Raw genomic sequence first — 19043 nt, 5'->3', positions numbered from 1 at the left:
GCTATAATTAATGAAGCTCGAATTTTTTTTGTATATCAGTTAATTCAACCATATCTTACCTCTAATAAAAATTTAATTATCACACATATTTACAAGTAAATCAAGTATATTGTTAATAACTGTTAATAAAGGCCAACAAAATGCTTGACGTTAGAGTAGCTTTTATGGCTTTGTATAGCGAGGAAGTAATTCTATGAAAAATCATCAACGTTTACAAAATTTGCGTTCAATTGTATTTATTGTGGGAATATTCCTATTGCTGTTTAGCTTAGCAATGCTTATTCCTGCTATTACTAATAAATGTCTCAGCTACAAATGGAAAAATTTCCTCGCTGGATTCATAATTACCTGCACATCTGGCGCAATTTTTATTTTACTCGGTAAATTAAGTAGATTGCATGGAATGCCAGCAATTTTTGCGATTACTAGTTGCACCTGGATTGCCTTGTCTCTGTTTGCAGCTATTCCTTTCTATTTTGATAATCTGAGCTATGTTGATGCATTGTTTGAAACGATATCTGGCATCACAACCACAGGAGCAACTATATTTAATGATATTGAAAAACAATCTCCAGGAATACTGCTATGGAGAGCAATGCTACATGGCATGGGGGGTTTTGGTGTAATCACTTTAGGAATTGCAGTTTTTCCTATGTTTAAGGTTCTCAGCCTAAATAATTTACTTTATTCTGAGTATTCAGATGCTACCAAAAGGAAGTTGCCGAATACGCGAAGCGTAGTGATTCATGTTACGGCAATATATTATGGCTTAATTTTGTTATGTATATTTTCCTATTATCTAGCTGGTATGCCACTGTTTGATGCAATATGCCACGGAATGTCCTCTGTATCAACTGGTGGATTTGCTAACTATAATGATTCTATAGGGCACTATAATAACCCTATGTTAGAAGTCATAACGATCATTTTTATGATTTTGGGTTCTCTGCCTTTTCTTAGCTATTTAAAAATTATAAGACGGTTAGACATTTGCTATGATGAACAGGTCTCTTACTTTGTTAAGATAGCTACTATCTCATCTTTATTTGCTTGTTTTTGGTTGTATAAAAATGTTGATTTAGGAGTGTCATTATCATTTAGATGCAGCACATTTACCATCACTTCCTTGATTACGTCAACTGGTTATGCAATCTGTAATCATATAGATTGGAGTTTCATTTCAGTCTTAGCTTTTTTTCTCACCTTTGTTGGTGGATGTAGTGGTTCTTCAAGTGGTGGTGTCAAAATCTTCCGCTTGATTGTTCTTTTAAGGTCTATAAGAAATGACTTTTACCTTTTATTAAACCCTGATGCAGACAATGGAGTAAAATTCAATGGAAAAACCCTGAAGAATGATGAAATTCACTCTGTCTTTATATTTTTTGCAATTTTCATGTTAACGTTTACCATTTCATCAATAGTGATGTCTTACTTAAGCAATGCAGACTTTATAACTAGCGTCAGTTCAGTCTCTGCAACGCTTACAAACTCTGGTCCAGGGTTCAGCAACTTAATAGGTCCTTCAGGTAACTATTCTTCTTTCAGTAATGAAGTAAAATTATTTCTATCGTTTTTAATGCTGCTTGGCAGACTTGAAATATTGCCAATCTATTTTTGTATAGGTAATTTATTCTTATTTAATAGAGAGAAATAGTTGGTGAAACTTGATATTATAGCTAAACTGACTTACGACAATTTGAAAAACCGTCATTCCGCTACTCGTTAGCGATATCTATACCGCGAATAAATCCACAGATGTACGAACATTGTGATTTGGGCACACCAAGAAGAATGTCATCCAAGTAGCCCCTTTCTCGTCATCCCGCTACTTGTTAGCGGGATCTATGCTAAGAGATACCGCGAATGAATCGCGGCATGACGGTTCGCGGCGGTATAGCTATAGATAGTATTAGCTATTTAATAAAAAGATCGTAGCTAAACCAAGAAATATAAAAGCTGAGAGAATATCAGTTGTTGCCGATGTTAGGATTGAAGAAGAAACGGCAGGGTCAGACTTTAAGCGATGAAGCATTATAGGAATGAAAGTTCCGATGAACGTTGCAATAATTGACATCATAATCATGGAGACCACAAAAATCATCTCCACTTTGAAGTTGTGAACCCTTATTGCTAACACTACTAATGAAATAGTAGATAAGATCACCCCGTTTATAAGACCTATTAAAAATTCTTTCATCAGTATTCTTTTTGCATTTTGCTCAGTTAGATATTTTGTTGCGATTGCCCGGATGGTTAGCGTTACTGTTTGGGATCCTGCATTTCCGCTCATTGATGCAATTATCGGCATGATTATTGGCAGCACTATAAAACTTTTTATTACATCATCGAAAAAGCCAACTACTATGGAACACATTGTTGCAGCTAAGAGGTTAAACAGTAACCAAGGTAGCCTTTTAATTATAGTTTTATGTATAGGGGCATTTATATCGGCTTTAGAAGATACACCGCTTATTTTGAGTACATCCTCTTCTGTTTCTTGTTGAACAACTTTTATCACATCTTCAATTAAGATCACACCAATAATTTTACCATTCTTATTTACTACCGGAGCCGATAATAGAGAGTAATCTTTAAATATTCTTGCTACTTCCTCTTGGTCTATTCCAGTTTTAATGATTTTTATGTCATGATCCATTATCTCTTTTATTATTGTGTCTCCTGAGTGAGATATTACCTTATTTAAATTAACACTGCCTATAGGCTCTAATTTTGAGTTGATAATGAATATCTGGTGAAATTTTTCTGGTATTTTTTTATAGTTGCACACAAATTCTGTCAGTTGATTTATTGTCCAATAATATGGAGCTATAACCATATCTTTATGTATTAACCTTCCTGCACTTTCTTCTGGATATGATAGCAACTCCTCTACCGATTTCTGAGTTTTGCTGGGCAAATAGTAAAGTATATTTTCTACAGACTTTCTATCTAAATCTTTCACTATGGTTACTATATCTTCTACATCAAGGAGCATTAGTAACTTTGCTGTATTTTCTATTCCCAATGTTTCTATGATCTCTATTTGTAAATCTGGCACTACATGCACTAGGGCATCACTTAACAAATGTTGATCGAGGATATTAACTAATTTCTCCCTGTGATCACTGATCGAAGTAGATAAAAAATAAGCTAACTGAACACTGTCTATCGTTTTTACAATATTACGAACATTCTCTAGCTCCTCGTTATCAAGTGACTCTATTAAGTCATCAATAGCCTTTTTGTCTAAACCATAATGGGAACTTATTTCAATATTCATTACTTTACCTTGTTTTTTAATAAATATACGCGCTTGATTTCCTTAAACATTAAAGTATAATGAAATTATTTAAATTAACTATCATATGGTTAAATTTCTATTTTGTTTACTGTTATTGTTATTGATAGTAAATATATTAAAATCTAAAGTATAATGAAAACTTATCCAGAAATTCTTGAACACTTTCAAAGCTTAAATAAAAGTATTTCTCTTATCAGGAGGTGTCTTTGACATAGAAAAATTAAAGTTGCGTCTTGAAGAGCTTGACTCCCAAGCGTCGAATGATGACCTATGGCAAGATAACCAAAAAGCACAAGAAGTTTTAAAAGAACGTTCTAAAATTAAGAATGACGTAGAGTCGTTTTTAAAGCTGGAAAGCGATTACAACGATGCCATCAGCTTAATGAAGTCTGCTATTGATGAAAATGATGAAGAATTTTTCTCTGAAGTTGAAAATGAATTAGCTAAGCTAGAGAAATTAATCAAGTATAAAGAAACAGAGTCCTTATTTACTGGTGAAGCAGATAATAATAACTGCTTTTTAGAAATCCACTCAGGAGCTGGCGGAACCGAGAGCAATGATTGGGCTGAAATGCTGATGCGCATGTATATAAGGTGGGCAGAAATTTATCACAACTTTAAAGTTGAAGTTGTAGAAAAATTAGAAGGAGAGTCAGTTGGTATAAAGTCTGCAATGATAAAAATCGTTGGAGAAAAAGCTTATGGGTGGGCAAAAAGTGAAAGTGGAATTCACAGGCTGGTTAGAATATCGCCATTTGATGCAAATGGTAAACGTCATACCAGTTTTGCAAGTGTAGGAGTAACTCCAGTGATAGAAGATTCAATTGATATTGCTGTGGATGAAAAGGATCTAAAGATCGACACCTATCGTGCTTCCGGAGCAGGCGGTCAGCATGTGAACAAGACTGAAAGTGCGGTACGCATTACGCATATTCCAACTGGTGTTGTAGTTCAATGCCAAAATGGTCGTTCTCAACACAGAAATAAAGATGAGGCGTTAAAATTACTTAAAGGACGTTTATACCAAATTGAACTGGAAAAAAAAGAACAGAAAATGGCTGAAGAATATGGTAAAAAATGCGATATAGGCTGGGGCAATCAGATCAGATCGTACGTTATGCATCCATATCAAATGGTGAAGGATTTAAGAACCGGACATGAAGTGGGCAATATAAATTCTGTTTTTGATGGTAATATAGATTGTTTCATAGTTAGTGTGCTTACTAAGCAAAATTAGGTAGGGTTGACTTTCTTGCCATAATATATGATAATTAAAATATTGTTAAAGTAGGAGTAAAGTTATGGCGATTAAATATGATCAGTGGAAAAGTGACCTTACCCAGAAAAAGTGGAGAGAAAGTGTGGAATGTTTTTTACAAAAAGAATGATGCATCAAATTGTTCTGGAATGCAATAGTTAATAGTGACGTTGTTTGTTATAAAAAATTTCTATGTATTCAAATATTGCAGTTCTAGTTTGTTGAGCAGAGTGTTGTGAAGTATCAATAAGTATTTCTCTTTTCAATGAGCTAAAGAAGCTTTCTGCAACAGAATTGTCGTAACAACAGCCTTTATTACTCATCTATATTCTTTACAGCTAAGAGATATTGATACCCTTGCGCAGTATATTGTGAACCTTGGTCACTGTGCAGCAGTAGATTTTTAACAGGTTTACGCCTATTAATGGCCATTAATAAAGAGTTCATAACCAATTGTTTATTTATTGCACTACTCATTAACTACCATACGTGAGAATTATTGCTGCCAAATATAGCCATCCCTCCTTGGTTTTGATGTAAGTAATCCCATACTTTATTTGGTTGATCAACAATAAAGTTTTGATCTAGTATATTGGGAGCTACAGCTCTATTATCTGTTTGTTGTTTTTTAATTTTAAACTTTCTTCTCAGTATAGCCCTGATGTCATTTTTCTGCATAATACTTTGCACCGTTTTCAAATTGCAGCTTTTACCCAAAGCCTTCAATTCAGCATGAATTTTAGGAGCTCCATATCTACATTTAGAAACTTGATATATTTTTTGAATAGCTTCGAGTAGCTCTTTATTTGCTGATTCTCTACTGCTTATTTTTCTTGTGGTCCACTTATAGTAGCCACTAGCAGAAAATCCTACATAATTCCTGTACTTTATAGCAGTTACTATATAAAAAAATATTTTACTCTTTTTGACTGGCCAGGGCTTTTTTTTAAATGTCTCTTTCCCTTGTTACTCTTGCTTTGTAAATCAAACCTCTCTTTGTCGTAAGGAGCCATGTTACCTCTACCTGGAAATGCATTTGCCGCTGACTTTTTTTCGTTATATTTCTTCATCCATTTTCCTAATACACTATCCCTTATTCCTAGATCTCTTGCTACTTTTGCAACTGGTTGACCTACCTTTCTTTGTTCATTTGCCAGCTTAACAGCTTCCAATTTGAATTCTGCCGTATATTCTCTTACCATTTCTAATCCTCCAAAATTTTATTTTACCCAAAAAAACTCTTTTCTTTCTCTCCACTTTTTCTGGGTAAGGTCAGAAATTTAATGATCCAGGATATACTCCTTTGTTAAGGGAGATTGAGCATTTTCGAATATTTCTTGAGTGCTTCCAGACTCAACAATTCTGCCATTATGAAAGAAAATTACACTATCAGATAACTTTTTAGCTTGCTTCATTGAATGAGTCACCATAATTATAGTAAATCTTAATTTTAGCTCTTGTATAAGATTTTCGATTGCATTGGTTGCCATTGGATCAAGAGCAGAGCACGGTTCATCCATTAATAAAATAGTTGGCTTCACTGCAATTGCGCGAGCGATGCATAGCCTCTGTTGTTGGCCACCGGATAAATTGAGTGCGCTATCTTGCAATCTGTCCTTCAATTCTTCCCATAAACCAACCTTGGTTAAACTATTTTCCACCATCTCATTCAATTTTTGCTTATCCTTCGCCATACCATGCAATTTTGGCCCACAAGCAACATTATCATATATTGATTTTGGAAAAGGATTTGGCTTTTGAAATACCATACCAACTTTTGCTCTAAGTAGTACAGCATCCATATCGCGTGAATATATATCACCCAGCCCATCGATATCTAATTCACCAACAGTTTTGCAACCTGGTACATAGTCATTCATACGATTAAAACAACGCAAAAATGTTGATTTACCGCACCCGGATGGTCCGATAAAAGTAGTAACTTTTCTTTTATAAATATTCAAATTTATATCGAATAAAACTTGCTTAGAGCCGTACCAGAGATTTAAATCTTTAACAGAGGCACGTGTATTGCTCATATCACATCCTGCATTGAATAGAGCCCCGGAATTTCTCTTTTATTTTCGTATAGCCATACTGCTGCTTGAACAGCTCCTCTAGCAAATGTTGTGCGATCAATTGCTTTGTGGTTTAGTTCTATCCGTTCATCAGAATTAACAAACATCACGCTGTGATCTCCTATTACTCCACCTCCACGAGATACTGCAAAACCTATTCCCCCCTTTTTCCTTATGTTTGAACCACTATGTAAATATTGATTGGACTGAAAATCCACTTTTGAAGCGTTAGCAATTGTTTTGCCAAGTTCTATAGCTGTTCCAGATGGTGAATCCTTTTTTAAGTTATGATGCATTTCCCAAATCTCAACGTCATATTCATTACCTAAAAGCTCAGCAGCTTTTTTTACCAATTTCAGCAACACATTAACCCCAACACTCATATTTGCTGACCATAATATTGGAACTTCAGCAGCATATTCTTTCAAATCGACACCTTCTATTCCAGTTGTGCCACTAACCAGCGGTGTTTTAAATTTTACAGCTGCTTTAAGGCAGTCTAACATACATTCTTTAGTTGTAAAATCTATTACAACGTCAGATGACTCAAATATGCCACTAATAGAACTTGTAACTTTAATTCCTAGATTGGCTATAATTGGTCCAATATCTGAATCTATGTACTTACTACCTGAACGGGCAACAGCACCTGCTATTTCCACTTTGGTATTTGTAATTAATTCATTGAGTATTTTTTTGCCCATTCTGCCTAAGCAGCCTATTACTCCAACTCTGATTTTCATAAAGCTTTTTACGTTTATTAAGAATGTTAGGCCTTTTTTTAAGCTCTGTCACTTCTGATCTATATTCTATAGCTGTACGAACACTGCAATTTCAGATCCCAGTGCCTTGACCACAACTATTGCAATATGGTACATAGTGAACGATGTCATTCCAGTCTGGAATCTAGCCTTTCTGCAATCTCATCGAAAACGTTTTTCTATGCTAGTTTGCTTGCTTACAAGCAAACTTTTCTGGATCCCAGTGTCTGGGCACTGGGATGACACCCTGACAACCGTCATCCCGCTACTTGTTAGCGGGATCTATGCTAAAAGATACCGCGAATGAATCGCGGTATGACGTAGGACTACTGTCATTCCAGTGCTCCTTTTTTTGTCATCCCAGTGCGTGACACTGGGATCTAGCCTTTATTATTTGGTTGAAATTAAGTTTTCTGGATCCCAGTGTCAGCTACTTTCATGACACCATTATAAAGTAAAATGAGATCCCAGTGTCTGGGCACTGGGATGACAAGAATAGGGCACTGGGATCTAGTGGGCTCAAACTACAATGTTTGTACAGCTGTGATCTATATTCTATAGCTGAATAATTTAACAATTCAAAATGAATACATATCCTATTGAGCTCTATATTACATACCAGGTTGCTTTGCCTTTTCCATGCTGAGTGATGTGATTACTCTTTACGAGATTAGATACGTGCTTCTTTAAGGTATTGCAGTTTGCTTTAGTAATATTTTCCAAATCCTTAATTGTAAGACGTCCATGTTTGCTGAGTAGTGCTAATACTTTAGCAGAAAGTGGTGGTAAATAGAGATTTAACACTTTTTCATGTGACACCTTTTGTTCAAGATGAAATTTTTGCTTTTGTAGTGACCTTAAAAAGAATATAAGCCATGGATTAAAATCATAGCTGCTCGTCTTCAAGGATTGTTGAGTACGACGCAAAGCTAAGTAGTAACTCTCCTTATTACTTTCAATTATACTTTCAAGGGAACTGTAAGGTACATAGATATACCCTAACTTTAGTAACAAGAAAGTTGTGAGAATGCGTGATAATCTGCCATTTCCATCCTGGAAGGGATGAATAGCTAAAAAAGTAACTATAAAAATGCCAATAATTAATAGAGGGTGTAACGATTTCACCTCTAATTGCTGGCTAGTCCAATAAATAAGTTCTTGCATTTGTGTTGCTGTCTCAAATGGAGAGGCTGTTTCAAAAACTATGCCCAAGCTTTTTCCAGATTCATCAAACGCTTCAACATGATTGGGGAATTTTTTATATTCTCCCATGTGCCTTTGATCTTTATATGAAAATTGTAAAAGCCAGATGTGAAACTGTTTTATAGTGTTTTCTGTAAATGGCATCTTGTTAAAGTTTTGAAATACTTCTTCACACACATACGCATATCCGGCTATTTCTCGTTCATCTAGAGAACGAAATGAGCGTGTATCAAGTTTGGATAGTAATTGCTCAACTTCACGGTCTGATAATCTTGCCCCTTCAATACGAGTAGAAGAACCAATACTTTCAATTGTTGCAATTTTCTTGAGCATTTGTAAACGTTCTGGAGCTAAATTACCAAATAATTGCCATGCTCCTTTAAATTCATCAATTTCAGCAACTAATTTTAACATTTCAGGTGTTATTACAATTTTTGAAATGTCAAACATATCTGTATTTTTATCTAGTTATATTCAATTATATTCGAAAATATCCTATTAGCAAAGAATACTTATGAGACACACACTAAAGAATGAATTTTGGTAGGCATAAAAGCAGCTATTTTATGTTAAAATACAACATTTTGATGAAATTATAAGAAAGGCTGGATCCGAGTAGTCAGCTACCTGTCAGTGCATGTTGAAAAATCATTTTATGATCTAAATCAGTTTTTTTACAGGTAACTTCTAAGCTTATCAATTTTTCCAAGATCTTCTTAAGTTCTGAAAGTTGCAAACTTTTCAAATGAGATTTAAAACTCTGCAATTGTTTAAAAAACAATGGAGGGCTTAGCTGATCAATCGCAGCCTGCTCACTCATTCCACCTTGCACTGACAGCAAAACGTTTTCAAGGCGTAGGAAATAATTTGATATAATGCGAATTAGTGCTATCGGTGAAAAATTTTCTTGCGATATCAATGCATCAGAAATTCTAATGAAACGCGACATATCTTTACTTGCTATGGCAGAGCATAGATCATCAAGTGTAGCATAGTCGTTGCCGGAAGTTGAAAAGCATAATTCTATATCAGTAAGTTTTAGGTCTTTTCTCTCCCCTAAGTATAAAACTAACTTCTCAAGTTCTGAACATATAGGCAGCTTGCTATGATTAAAGTAAGATTGCAAATGGTAGATTATCTCATTTGTGCATTTTATATCATTTTGTTTTAAGTAACTTGATATAATGTCATAAAGATTGCTGTTGCTGTCCTTATAGCAAGCAATCACACCAAAAATTTTTGAACTCTCCATATAACTTTTAGTCGCAGAATTATATGGAAGATCATTTGCTACCATCATTACATAATGACCACTTGCGTTATAATCCAATACATTTTTTAACTCCTTGGATATACCTCCACTCACATTTATCAGCTTAATTAATTTTTTGCTGGTAAACATCGAAACGTTTGCCAATTCAGAAAACAGTAAACTGGGTGACTTATTCACTATTGCAAAATCCATCACCTGAACTGAATACTCACCCAAATTAGCAATTATTTCTTGTACATAAAAATCAACCCTACTGTTATCACTTCCATGAATTAACACACCACGTAAAGCATCAGGTTTCTCTAGGAATTTTTTAACTTTGGATGGTGTGACCCTCATGCTATCTATATGATATCATTCTCATTTGACTGTACATGAGTATCCAAAGACTCTGAGTCTCCTTGTGCAATATTATGCACATCACCTGCTACATCATCTGACTCTTCTGTTTTTCCTGTAATATAATTATAAAATTTTTTCACAGGTTGAGATATATATTTGGAAAAAAATCCTTCTCCGCTCATATTGCTTACTCCATAAAATTAACAACTTATCATTAGCATATAAATAATAGTATAGCAAAAACTATTTTGTGCTAAGATGGTGATGTTTTATAATGAGTATATTACAAAATTATTAACATTCGAGATCAAAATTAAGCCAACCTGCTTAATACTAGCCTTATAAAATAAGCGATAATTAAATATACCGCTGCAACAAGTATAATTGCAGGTCCAGTTAACAAATCAAAACTTGCAGATAACATGAGACCTGATATCCCAGAGATCACAGAAAAAACTGTTGCAACAATAATCATCTGCATTGGAGTTTTCGAAATGAGCCTTGCAGATGCTGCTGGTATTAGCAAAAATGCAGCAATGAGTAATATTCCTATTAGTTGGGCAGCAATTGCTATAAATATAGCAAGAGTGATTAAAAATTCTAGTCTAACAAAGGTAACATTAATTTTTTCAACTACTGCTAAATCTTGATTAATTGAAATCATTAACCAATAACGCCATCTAAATATTAATATCAAAGTAACTACTGCAGAGGTTAAAAAAATCAATACTATATCACTTTGATCGAGCGTTAATATATCACCAAACAGTGAGCTAATAATACTATTATTGCCAGATGGAAGAAAAGACATAAGTATTAAACTCGATGAGAAAACTACATTGGTAACAATGTTCAATATCGTATCAGCAGAATATAATCTGTTAAAATTAAGAGAAAGTAGTATAGCAAATGTAATTGCAATGAGCATTATGCTAAGCGATGGGCTAATCTTAAAGATTAAAGCAAGTGCAACACCAAGCAACGAAGAATGGGACAAACTATCACCAAGATAAGATAACCTTTGCCATATCATAAACGATCCTAAAGCGCCTGTTACTAGGCTAATTACAACTACTGCAACTAGACTGTTGATGAAAAAGTCCTGGGTAAGCATGCTATATGGCTATTAGATAACTGACAACAAATCTATCTTCGGATATCAGAATATTATGGGTTCTGCATGCAGAACCTGTTGTCATAAATTCAAAATTTAGACCTTTTTGTTCCATAAGATAGGACTTCACTGAAGAACTTAGTATATTGCGTGTTTTACCAGTACCTATTAACAAAATTTCTATTTCCTCTGTTAAAAAAGATTCAAAATACTCCTTGCTGTTTATATCACTTTCTTTCAATTTTATCACCTTTTCAGGAAAAATTATAATTGAGCCGCAATATTCTTGATTGTTTACCAAAAATTTTCCTTCCCTGTAACCATTTATAAGATTTTTATTCTCGGAAATTAAGGGAGTTATATCCATAAGTCAAACTATTAATTGAGTGTTGCATACCCACCATTCTGGTTGCTTTTTTCCGATATTAACTGCAGCAGCTTTTGCATTTTCCTCACTATCGAATATTCCAAAGCATGATACACCACTGCCTGACATGCGAGAAAGTATAGAGCCTTCTTGTGACTTAAGTGTTGATATCACATCCTTAATTTCAGGTACAAAGCTTATTGCTATTTCTTGAAGATCGTTTCTCGTCTCTTTAAGAAACTTCAACAAATCCTTTTCAGCGTCATCGCTCCATTTAATTGGCTCAGAAAATTTTCCTTCATGTTTGGAAAATACCTCTGGTGTACTCAAAAACCTTTTTTTCGGTTTCACAAGCACCACATTTGTAGGTAAAGAGAATTTTTTAATGTGGCATAATTCTTCGCCAATACCTCTAACAAAAACTGGCTTGCTATCTACGCTTGCGGGAACATCAGCACCAACGTTTAAGGCTATTTCATTTAAAATCGTCCTATCAATCTCCCACAGCTTCCCTAGCGTACGTACCACAGCTCCAGCATCTGAGGATCCGCTACCAAGTCCTGCAGCAATTGGTATGTTTTTTACAACCTTTACAGTGACTTTAGTGCGTACAGGAGCATGCCTAAGCAGCAGATTAACCGCTTTCATTACAGTGTTATATTGGTTATTTATTTTAGACTCGGAGTTTATAAATTCAACTGTAGAGTTATCGTATCTAGAATCCTTCTCACCTACTTTTATTTCCAAAAAATTAGAGAGATTAGCAAAGACAAATAAACCTTCAATCAAGTGATACCCTGTTTCTTTTTTGTCTACAACATGCAAAAAAAGATTGATTTTTGCAGGCGCCTTTACACAAAAATTTTTCATTATATATCTTCACTAACACTATTTTTACATTATATGTATAATGCTATTCTAGTCAACTTTTATAAGGTTCTCGCACTTCTGATGAGATCAAATGCCATAAATCCTAATTTCTCTGTGTGGGTAAATGCGTCCGCTGGTACAGGCAAAACAAAAATCTTAATAGATAGAGTATTGAGACTTTTATTAGAAAACAAAAGAAATATTCTTTGCTTAACATTCACCAATGCTGCAGCAAACGAAATGGAGAATCGCATTCACAGCATACTCAGTAAGTGGGCAATATGTTCAGATAGTGTGTTGGCAGCAGATCTAGAACAACTAGATTTCTTTCCAATGTCATCCCAGTGCGTGACACTGGGATCTCAGCACCCCTACTTGTCATCCCAGTGCGTGACACTGGGATCCAGAAAAAATAAAGATTATTTAACAAGAGCAAGAAGGCTTTTCTCTGAACTGGAAAATCTTGGTCTAACTATACAAACCATACACGCTTTCTGTTACAAATTAATCTCCAGCTTTCCTATAGAAGCTGGCATTGCTCCAAATTGCACGCTGAGCGAATGCAAAGAATTACATTCCATCATATTCAATAAAGTGCTTCATAACGAAACTGTGCAGGATGATATCAACCTTATTGCAACTGAAATTGATGAAAATAAACTACGCGATTTGCTTTATACTTTATGTGTAAAAAGATCAGCGTCAGCAAATGATTCGAAATATATCAAAGATAAATTGAGCGCCCCAGATGAAATTCATGACTTACAGAGTGAAACAATTGAGCACGTGGAAAGACTAGCCGAGATATTAAGTGAAGGCAGTAAAAGAGATCAGAGTTATAGTGAAATACTTGATTCTACTGTCATCCCAGCTGGGATCCAGAAGAAAAGAACCAGCGTCACGCGCTGGAATGACACTAAAGTAGAAAACCTAGCCAAGGTCTTTTTAAAATCAGAATCGCACGAAAAAAAGAGCATATCATCCATTGCAACAAAAAGTATTTTGGAGAAATTCAAAGATGCAGAGCAAATAATAGAGAGCGTTCAGAATGTAGTATTTACCCATATAAGAGACATGAACTTTTATCAAATATTCAAGAGAACCAGTAGCTTACTTGGTGTATTTAAAGTATATGTTGATTTGTATAATAGTGAAAAATCAAAAAATGCACTGCTTGACTACAATGATATAATCAACTTAGCAACAAATCTTCTTAGCAATCCAAACTATAAAGATTGGATATTGTTTAACTTGGATCAAAAAATAGATCACATCCTTGTTGACGAGGCACAAGACAATAGCATCAGCCAGTGGAAAATTATAACAAATCTCTGCGATGAATTTTTTGCCGGTAATGATGAAAAGCGAACCTTATTTGTTGTTGGTGACGTAAAACAATCCATATACAGATTTCAAGGAGCAAATCCCCATCTATTCAACTATATGCAACAATACTTTCATACGAAAACTGGTGGTAGAGATTGGATATCATGCCAACTTGAAAAGTCATTTCGCTCAACTCCAGAAGTTTTGATGCTTGTAGATAGAATATTTAATAACTTCCGCGCAGAAATATCTTTTAATGATAATGAAATAAAACATGTTCCACATAGAGAAAATGACCAAGGATATATTGAAATTTGGCCAGCGTTACCAAGGCGCAAAGAGAAAGAACAGCAAGCTTTACAAATTCCTCTGACATGCAGGGAAAATTATATAATAGCAGACCGATTACTTGCTCAAACAATAGCCAACAGAATTCACAATTGGTTAAATGAAGGGCGAATTTTAGTCGCTAAAGATCGCCATATAGAGCCAAGAGACATTATGATTTTGGTACGGCAACGAAACGTATTAGTTGATTACATAATAAGCGAACTTAAAAAAGCAAACGTGCCAGTTGTAGGCCGGGATTATTTTAGAATTATGGACTATATAGCCGTGCAGGACTTAATAGCTTTGGCCGAATTTTTACTCCTCCAGGCAAATGATTTAGCTCTTGCAAATGCTTTAAAATCACCGCTATTTAATTTCACCGAGGATGATTTATTTAACATTGCATACGACCGTAAAGAGCATTCACTATGGGAAAGAATTCAGGATTATTCTGTGGTTATCTATAGTGAATTAAACTATCTCATTAACTTATCTCGCATAGAGTCTCCTCTTGCACTATTTACACATATATTGCGTACAGGTAAGAAGAAATTTGCTGCAAGGCTAGGTCTTGAGTGCTTTGAGGTTCTAGACGAATTTATGAACCTCGTGTTGCAATTTGAAAACCCATCTCTTCAAGCGTTTGTTCAATGGATCAAGGAGAATAATCCGGAGATTAAGAATGATATGCAATCAGAACGCAATGCTGTGCGAATAATGACAATTCACAAATCAAAAGGTCTGCAAGCTCCCATAGTATTTTTGGTTGATACAAACACAGTGCCAAGAAACAGTGAAAGCATTATCTTTGATGGAACAGAAGTGCCATTTTGGTGTGGAAAAAACAACAACGCTTATTGCGATCAAGTAAAAAGAGAGAAAAAACTAGAGGATTATAATGAATATTTGCGTTTATTATACGTAGCACTCACGCGTGCTGAAGATGAGTTATACATCTTAAGTAAAGAGCCAGTGCAAAAGGGCTCTTGGTATGATCTAATCACTAAGTACGGAGAGCCATATGAAAAGAAACAAAGGGATTTACAGCCAATATTTAAAGAAAAAGTTGAAGTATTATGCGTGAATGCAAACTACCCTTACATTTATAAAAAACGTGATTATTTTGACGTTCCGGTCATTTCCCTTCCACCGGCTTTAGCCCACTCTTCGGTGTCATCCCAGCGCGTGACGCTGGAATCCAGTGAAAAAGAAGGAGCAGAATGGATCCCAGTGTCAGCTACTTGGATGACAGATGGTTATGCAAGAGGCCTGATTATTCACAGCATATTGCAGTATATGCCCAAGATAGAAAAAGAAAGGAGAAAAAATTGGGTCAGAAAATACCTTGATAACATCAGCGAAGATAAGGATGAAATTTACAGTAAAATATTAGCCTTTAATGAAAAATATGGCTATTTGTTTGACTTGGAAGGCAAATCAGAGATTACACTGAGTGGAACAATTGATGGCAAGTCAGTATTAGTACGACTAGATAGGCTATGCATAACGCAAGATAAAGCAATCATAATTGACTACAAATCACACCGTAACGTTTCTGTTCCCTTATTAAATGAAATAAAAAAACAGATGTTAATCTATAAAACCTTAGTACAAGAAATATATCCAAACAAGCAAGTAGAGTGCGTGGTTATTTGGGTGGAAGATTTAACCATTCAATCTGACTTTTAACGAAACTTGATTGCAAGAAATAGCTACTACGTCATACCACCGCGAACCGTCATACCGCCGCAGACCGTCATACCGCGATTCATTCGCGGTATCTCAGCCGCTAACACGTAGCGGAATGACAGCAGTCCTACGTCATACCGCTGCGGATAGATCCCGCTAACAAGTAGCGGGATGACGAATTACTTAACTGTCATACCACCGCAAACCGTCATACCGCCGCGGTATCTCAGCCACTAACAAGTAGCGGGATGACGAATTACTCAACCGTTATCCTGCTGCTCCTTTCTCGTCATCCCGCTACGTGTTAGCGGGATCTCAGCATAGCTATCTTAAAGCTAAGTAATATAAGTCAATCCAGCTAGGATTCTTTTGATTGATCAAATTAATTTTCCACTGCCTTGGCCATTCTTTCAGGCGCCTTTCTCTTGCAATAGCTAAACTTATATCTTCAAACTCTTCAAAATATACAAGTTTATTTACATTATATCTTGATGTAAAACCTGAAACAATTTTGTTTTTGTGTTCCCAAATCCTCTTGATCAAATTTGCAGTTACACCAATATATAATGTGCTATTAGCTTTATTTGTAAGTATATAGATATATGATAACTTCATCTTAATCGTTTATAGCTAAAGTAACTGAGGTTTACCAACATTATACTACACCATCATACCACAATAAAACTTACCGTCATGCCGCCGCAGATAGATCCCGCTAACACGTAGCGGGATGACGAGTTACTATACCGCGGCGGTATCTCAGCCGCTAACAAGCAGCGGGATGACAGCAATCTACGTCATACCGCGATTCATTCGCGGTATCTCTTAGCCGTTAACACGTAGCGGAATGACGATTGTCGGTAAATCTAAGTTACTGTAGCTATAAAGGCTTTCACAACAACCTATTTTCCTTGAAACTAAAATAGCTACTGAATGTAATAATAATGTGATCTATTAATTCTATTCCTATACTTTGGCAAGCTTCTGCTAGTTGTCTAGTGAGAGATATATCGCTATTTGAAGGTTGTGTATCTCCGCTTGGATGATTGTGAGATATTACAATGGATGTTGAACCAATCAAAAGTGCGCGCTTGATGATCTCTCTGACATAAAGAGGAGTTTGATCTACTGTACCAATATTTTGCAAGTCTTCCGCTATTAGACGATACTTTTTATTTATATAGATGACACGAAAATTTTCCTTATTGAGGCTTCCTATACTTATTCTTAAATAATCAAGCAATTTTTCCCAGTTATCGATTACAGGCAGGTTTTTTATTTCTTCTCTTGCAGAACGAACAAAGGCTTGTTTTACACAAAAGATGGCAGATATCGCTGCATTGCTGACATCATCAACGTTTTGCAGCGCTTCCAGGTCAGCATTAAAAACTTTATTTAAGCTGCCAAAACTTTCTATCAAACTCTTTGCCACCGGTTTTACATCAATTCTACTATATGCTGAATATAAAATGTGCTCTAAAACTTCATAATCAAGTAATGATTGTCCATTATCTAAAATAATTTTCTCTCTTAGGCGCTTTCTATGACCCTTTTTGTAATTTTTCATCATCAATGAATTGCTTATCTCTTGTATAATAAGAAATTAGATTTTTAAGTAAAATATTTAATAAAGCGCATGACGCACAATTGTAAGAACATTCATTTTTAAAGACAGCAAATGGTGTCATGAAAGTAGCTGACGCGAGCTCTACGTCATACCGCCGCAGACCATCATACCGCCGCAGACCGTCATACCGCGATTCATTCGCGGTATCTCATCCGCTAACAAGAGATCCCGCTAACAAGTAGCGGGATGACGAATTACTTAACCGTCATGCCACCGTGAACCGTCATACCGCGATTCATTCGCGGTATCTCTAGGTCCCGCTAACAAGTAGCGGGATACTTGATCTTTACAGGGATGACGGTTGTCGTTTAGCTACAAACATTAAGAAATTTACCAAATGAAAAAAAAGGCAAAAGAAGCCCTAGTCATTGTCTATTTTCAGTATTTGGCGTTTTTTAAATCTTAAACACTGCAATTTAGCTGCTTTTAAACGCAACTCACCTTAGTTTAAATGTTTAAGAAATTTACTAAGCAGAAAAAAAGGCAAAAGAAACCCCGCGTTAGCTAGTTGTCACTCTCTAATCCTGCAAATTGGCGTACTATACTGTCTTAAACGACTTATAAGCGCGTTTCAGCTTATATAGGTAAAAACCCAGAAATGTTGTGAAGACATAAGGTGCACATAGTGCAAAAAATTAAAAATAAGACGCCAACTACGTTGTTTTCTTGCTGTTTAATCTGCACAGATGAAGATAACTGAATACCTTCACTATCATGATAAAGGGGCTGGCGAAGGGTGTCAAGTAGTTTTTAGCTCTGCCTTCTAAGGCTTTTACTCGTGACAACCACTGTGCCTGCGATCTTATCGTGCCAAGTTTGACAGCGTTTGTTGAAATTTGACCATAAAAAGCCCAAGAACAATGGTGCAACTGACAATATAAAGGAAAAAAATCTCTTTGTTGCTTGTTTTAGGGTCATCTTTTCGAAAGTTTGTGCATCCACAACTCTAAGCCCAAATAATAGTTTTCCAGGTGTAGTAGCAAACTTTACCCACATATATATTACATAGCAAAAGAGCATAATAAACTGGACTATTTGATTTAGAATCATTAATTTTACAAGTCTACTCTGCATTGCCTTTTCTTCTATAGAAAGTGGCACTTGCATTGGGGATTTTGCAGCAACTTGGCTGAATATTTTGCTATCCTCTGAGTTTGTAAAGAGCTGATTAAAGGCTTGGCTGCAAAACTGCAAGAACAAAACGATAATAATTAAATCAAGCAATACTGATATATAGCGCCTGAGGCCCGTTACATAACATATCCCATTTTCATCTTTCTTTACCTTTTGAATAACATTTATAGAAGAAAAAATAGAAAATAAACGATTAAAAAATTTATGTAACATATATATACTTTCCAATATTTAACGTGCCCCTGGCCGGACTTGAACCAGCATGCTTTTGCAAGCAACAGATTTTGAGTCTGCCGTGTCTACCATTCCACCACAGGGGCATTAAGTTTTAATGCTATAGGCAACACGGAATTAGTCAAATTTTTTTGCC

General features: G+C 35.4%; 15 protein-coding genes, 1 tRNA gene and 1 pseudogene. 3 read left to right on the top strand and 14 right to left on the bottom strand.

The features are described from left to right. Nucleotides 1-193 precede the first annotated feature (193 nt). Nucleotides 194-1654 (top strand): TrkH family potassium uptake protein, encoded by a 1461-nt coding sequence (locus R0F62_RS04790; protein WP_274979105.1) that lies wholly within the window; start codon nt 194-196, stop codon nt 1652-1654. A 255-nt stretch (nt 1655-1909) separates the two neighbouring features. On the opposite strand, the gene mgtE is transcribed toward R0F62_RS04790, so the two are convergent. Continuing rightward, nucleotides 1910-3280 carry a magnesium transporter gene (gene mgtE, locus R0F62_RS04785; protein ID WP_274979104.1) on the bottom strand — a complete coding sequence of 457 codons (1371 nt, stop codon included), beginning with the start codon at nt 3278-3280 and terminating at the stop codon, nt 1910-1912. 153 nt (nt 3281-3433) lie between these two features. Here mgtE and prfB point away from each other — a divergent pair. Next, nucleotides 3434-4538 (top strand): peptide chain release factor 2 gene (gene prfB / locus R0F62_RS04780; protein ID WP_141456981.1). Its coding sequence is split into 2 segments (ribosomal slippage): nt 3434-3508 and nt 3510-4538, totalling 1104 coding nucleotides; the frame shifts between segments, so codons are not numbered across the junction. 136 nt (nt 4539-4674) lie between these two features. Here prfB and R0F62_RS06815 read toward each other — a convergent pair. From R0F62_RS06815 to R0F62_RS04720, 9 genes and pseudogenes are all read right to left on the bottom strand, one after another. Beyond that, nucleotides 4675-5761, bottom strand: a pseudogene (locus R0F62_RS06815) (IS3 family transposase). Nucleotides 5762-5839: 78 nt separating this feature from the next. Continuing rightward, nucleotides 5840-6598: a phosphate ABC transporter ATP-binding protein PstB gene (pstB, locus tag R0F62_RS04755; protein WP_317051344.1), complete on the bottom strand. Its 759-nt coding sequence runs from the start codon at nt 6596-6598 to the stop codon at nt 5840-5842. Beyond that, entirely contained in the window at nt 6595-7380 is a 786-nt protein-coding gene (gene dapB, locus R0F62_RS04750) for a 4-hydroxy-tetrahydrodipicolinate reductase (protein WP_010962542.1), read from the bottom strand. Before dapB ends, pstB begins: the two co-directional genes overlap by 4 nt. Before the next feature lie 624 nt (nt 7381-8004). Further along, nucleotides 8005-9051 carry a Fic family protein gene (locus tag R0F62_RS04745; RefSeq protein ID WP_010082541.1) on the bottom strand — a complete coding sequence of 349 codons (1047 nt, stop codon included), beginning with the start codon at nt 9049-9051 and terminating at the stop codon, nt 8005-8007. Between the two features lie 169 nt (nt 9052-9220). Continuing rightward, nucleotides 9221-10213: a DNA polymerase III subunit delta gene (gene holA / locus R0F62_RS04740; protein WP_010962537.1), complete on the bottom strand. Its 993-nt coding sequence runs from the start codon at nt 10211-10213 to the stop codon at nt 9221-9223. A 5-nt stretch (nt 10214-10218) separates the two neighbouring features. Next, on the bottom strand, nt 10219-10398 hold the full coding sequence (locus tag R0F62_RS04735) for a hypothetical protein (protein WP_274979011.1): 180 nt from the start codon (nt 10396-10398) through the stop codon (nt 10219-10221). 131 nt (nt 10399-10529) lie between these two features. Next, nucleotides 10530-11330, bottom strand: coding sequence for a metal ABC transporter permease (locus R0F62_RS04730; RefSeq protein WP_274979010.1), 801 nt, complete (start codon nt 11328-11330; stop codon nt 10530-10532). Between the two features lies 1 nt (nt 11331). Next, nucleotides 11332-11697 carry an Mth938-like domain-containing protein gene (locus R0F62_RS04725; protein WP_010082536.1) on the bottom strand — a complete coding sequence of 122 codons (366 nt, stop codon included), beginning with the start codon at nt 11695-11697 and terminating at the stop codon, nt 11332-11334. A gap of 3 nt (nt 11698-11700) precedes the next feature. Continuing rightward, a complete protein-coding gene (locus R0F62_RS04720) occupies nt 11701-12567 on the bottom strand; it encodes a 4-(cytidine 5'-diphospho)-2-C-methyl-D-erythritol kinase (RefSeq protein ID WP_274979009.1) in 867 nt (288 codons plus the stop codon). Between the two features lie 81 nt (nt 12568-12648). Here R0F62_RS04720 and R0F62_RS04715 point away from each other — a divergent pair, with 81 nt between their 5' ends. Beyond that, on the top strand, nt 12649-15912 hold the full coding sequence (locus R0F62_RS04715) for a UvrD-helicase domain-containing protein (RefSeq protein WP_274979008.1): 3264 nt from the start codon (nt 12649-12651) through the stop codon (nt 15910-15912). Between the two features lie 324 nt (nt 15913-16236). Here the strand turns inward: R0F62_RS04715 and R0F62_RS04710 are convergent, their stop codons facing one another. The 4 genes from R0F62_RS04710 to R0F62_RS04695 all read right to left on the bottom strand — a co-directional run bounded on the left by R0F62_RS04710 (nt 16237) and on the right by R0F62_RS04695 (nt 18993). Next, nucleotides 16237-16527 (bottom strand): GIY-YIG nuclease family protein, encoded by a 291-nt coding sequence (locus tag R0F62_RS04710; RefSeq protein ID WP_010082530.1) that lies wholly within the window; start codon nt 16525-16527, stop codon nt 16237-16239. A gap of 277 nt (nt 16528-16804) precedes the next feature. Beyond that, on the bottom strand, nt 16805-17479 hold the full coding sequence (radC, locus tag R0F62_RS04705; RefSeq protein WP_274979007.1) for a RadC family protein: 675 nt from the start codon (nt 17477-17479) through the stop codon (nt 16805-16807). Between the two features lie 810 nt (nt 17480-18289). After that, nucleotides 18290-18886: an RDD family protein gene (locus tag R0F62_RS04700; protein ID WP_190321214.1), complete on the bottom strand. Its 597-nt coding sequence runs from the start codon at nt 18884-18886 to the stop codon at nt 18290-18292. 24 nt (nt 18887-18910) lie between these two features. Next, a tRNA-Leu gene (locus R0F62_RS04695) sits at nt 18911-18993 on the bottom strand. Between the last annotated feature and the right edge of the window lie 50 nt (nt 18994-19043).

This window comes from Wolbachia endosymbiont of Drosophila aff. chauvacae BK-2020 (assembly GCF_032848195.1).
In the GTDB taxonomy this organism is placed as follows: Bacteria; Pseudomonadota; Alphaproteobacteria; order Rickettsiales; family Anaplasmataceae; genus Wolbachia; species Wolbachia pipientis.
This window is presented reverse-complemented; position numbering and strand designations above follow the sequence as displayed.

What these genes read in the sequence shown, in the direction of transcription:
- R0F62_RS04730 (WP_274979010.1), bottom strand. Translation starts at nt 11,330, where the DNA reads ATGCTTACCCAGGACTTTTTCATCAACAGTCTAGTTGCAGTAGTTGTA.
- R0F62_RS04745 (WP_010082541.1), bottom strand. Translation starts at nt 9,051, where the DNA reads ATGTTTGACATTTCAAAAATTGTAATAACACCTGAAATGTTAAAATTA.
- mgtE (WP_274979104.1), bottom strand. Translation starts at nt 3,280, where the DNA reads ATGAATATTGAAATAAGTTCCCATTATGGTTTAGACAAAAAGGCTATT.
- R0F62_RS04720 (WP_274979009.1), bottom strand. Translation starts at nt 12,567, where the DNA reads ATGAAAAATTTTTGTGTAAAGGCGCCTGCAAAAATCAATCTTTTTTTG.
- radC (WP_274979007.1), bottom strand. Translation starts at nt 17,479, where the DNA reads ATGAAAAATTACAAAAAGGGTCATAGAAAGCGCCTAAGAGAGAAAATT.
- R0F62_RS04710 (WP_010082530.1), bottom strand. Translation starts at nt 16,527, where the DNA reads ATGAAGTTATCATATATCTATATACTTACAAATAAAGCTAATAGCACA.
- R0F62_RS04790 (WP_274979105.1), top strand. Translation starts at nt 194, where the DNA reads ATGAAAAATCATCAACGTTTACAAAATTTGCGTTCAATTGTATTTATT.
- pstB (WP_317051344.1), bottom strand. Translation starts at nt 6,598, where the DNA reads ATGAGCAATACACGTGCCTCTGTTAAAGATTTAAATCTCTGGTACGGC.
- dapB (WP_010962542.1), bottom strand. Translation starts at nt 7,380, where the DNA reads ATGAAAATCAGAGTTGGAGTAATAGGCTGCTTAGGCAGAATGGGCAAA.
- R0F62_RS04725 (WP_010082536.1), bottom strand. Translation starts at nt 11,697, where the DNA reads ATGGATATAACTCCCTTAATTTCCGAGAATAAAAATCTTATAAATGGT.
- holA (WP_010962537.1), bottom strand. Translation starts at nt 10,213, where the DNA reads ATGAGGGTCACACCATCCAAAGTTAAAAAATTCCTAGAGAAACCTGAT.
- R0F62_RS04700 (WP_190321214.1), bottom strand. Translation starts at nt 18,886, where the DNA reads ATGTTACATAAATTTTTTAATCGTTTATTTTCTATTTTTTCTTCTATA.
- R0F62_RS04735 (WP_274979011.1), bottom strand. Translation starts at nt 10,398, where the DNA reads ATGAGCGGAGAAGGATTTTTTTCCAAATATATATCTCAACCTGTGAAA.
- R0F62_RS04715 (WP_274979008.1), top strand. Translation starts at nt 12,649, where the DNA reads ATGAGATCAAATGCCATAAATCCTAATTTCTCTGTGTGGGTAAATGCG.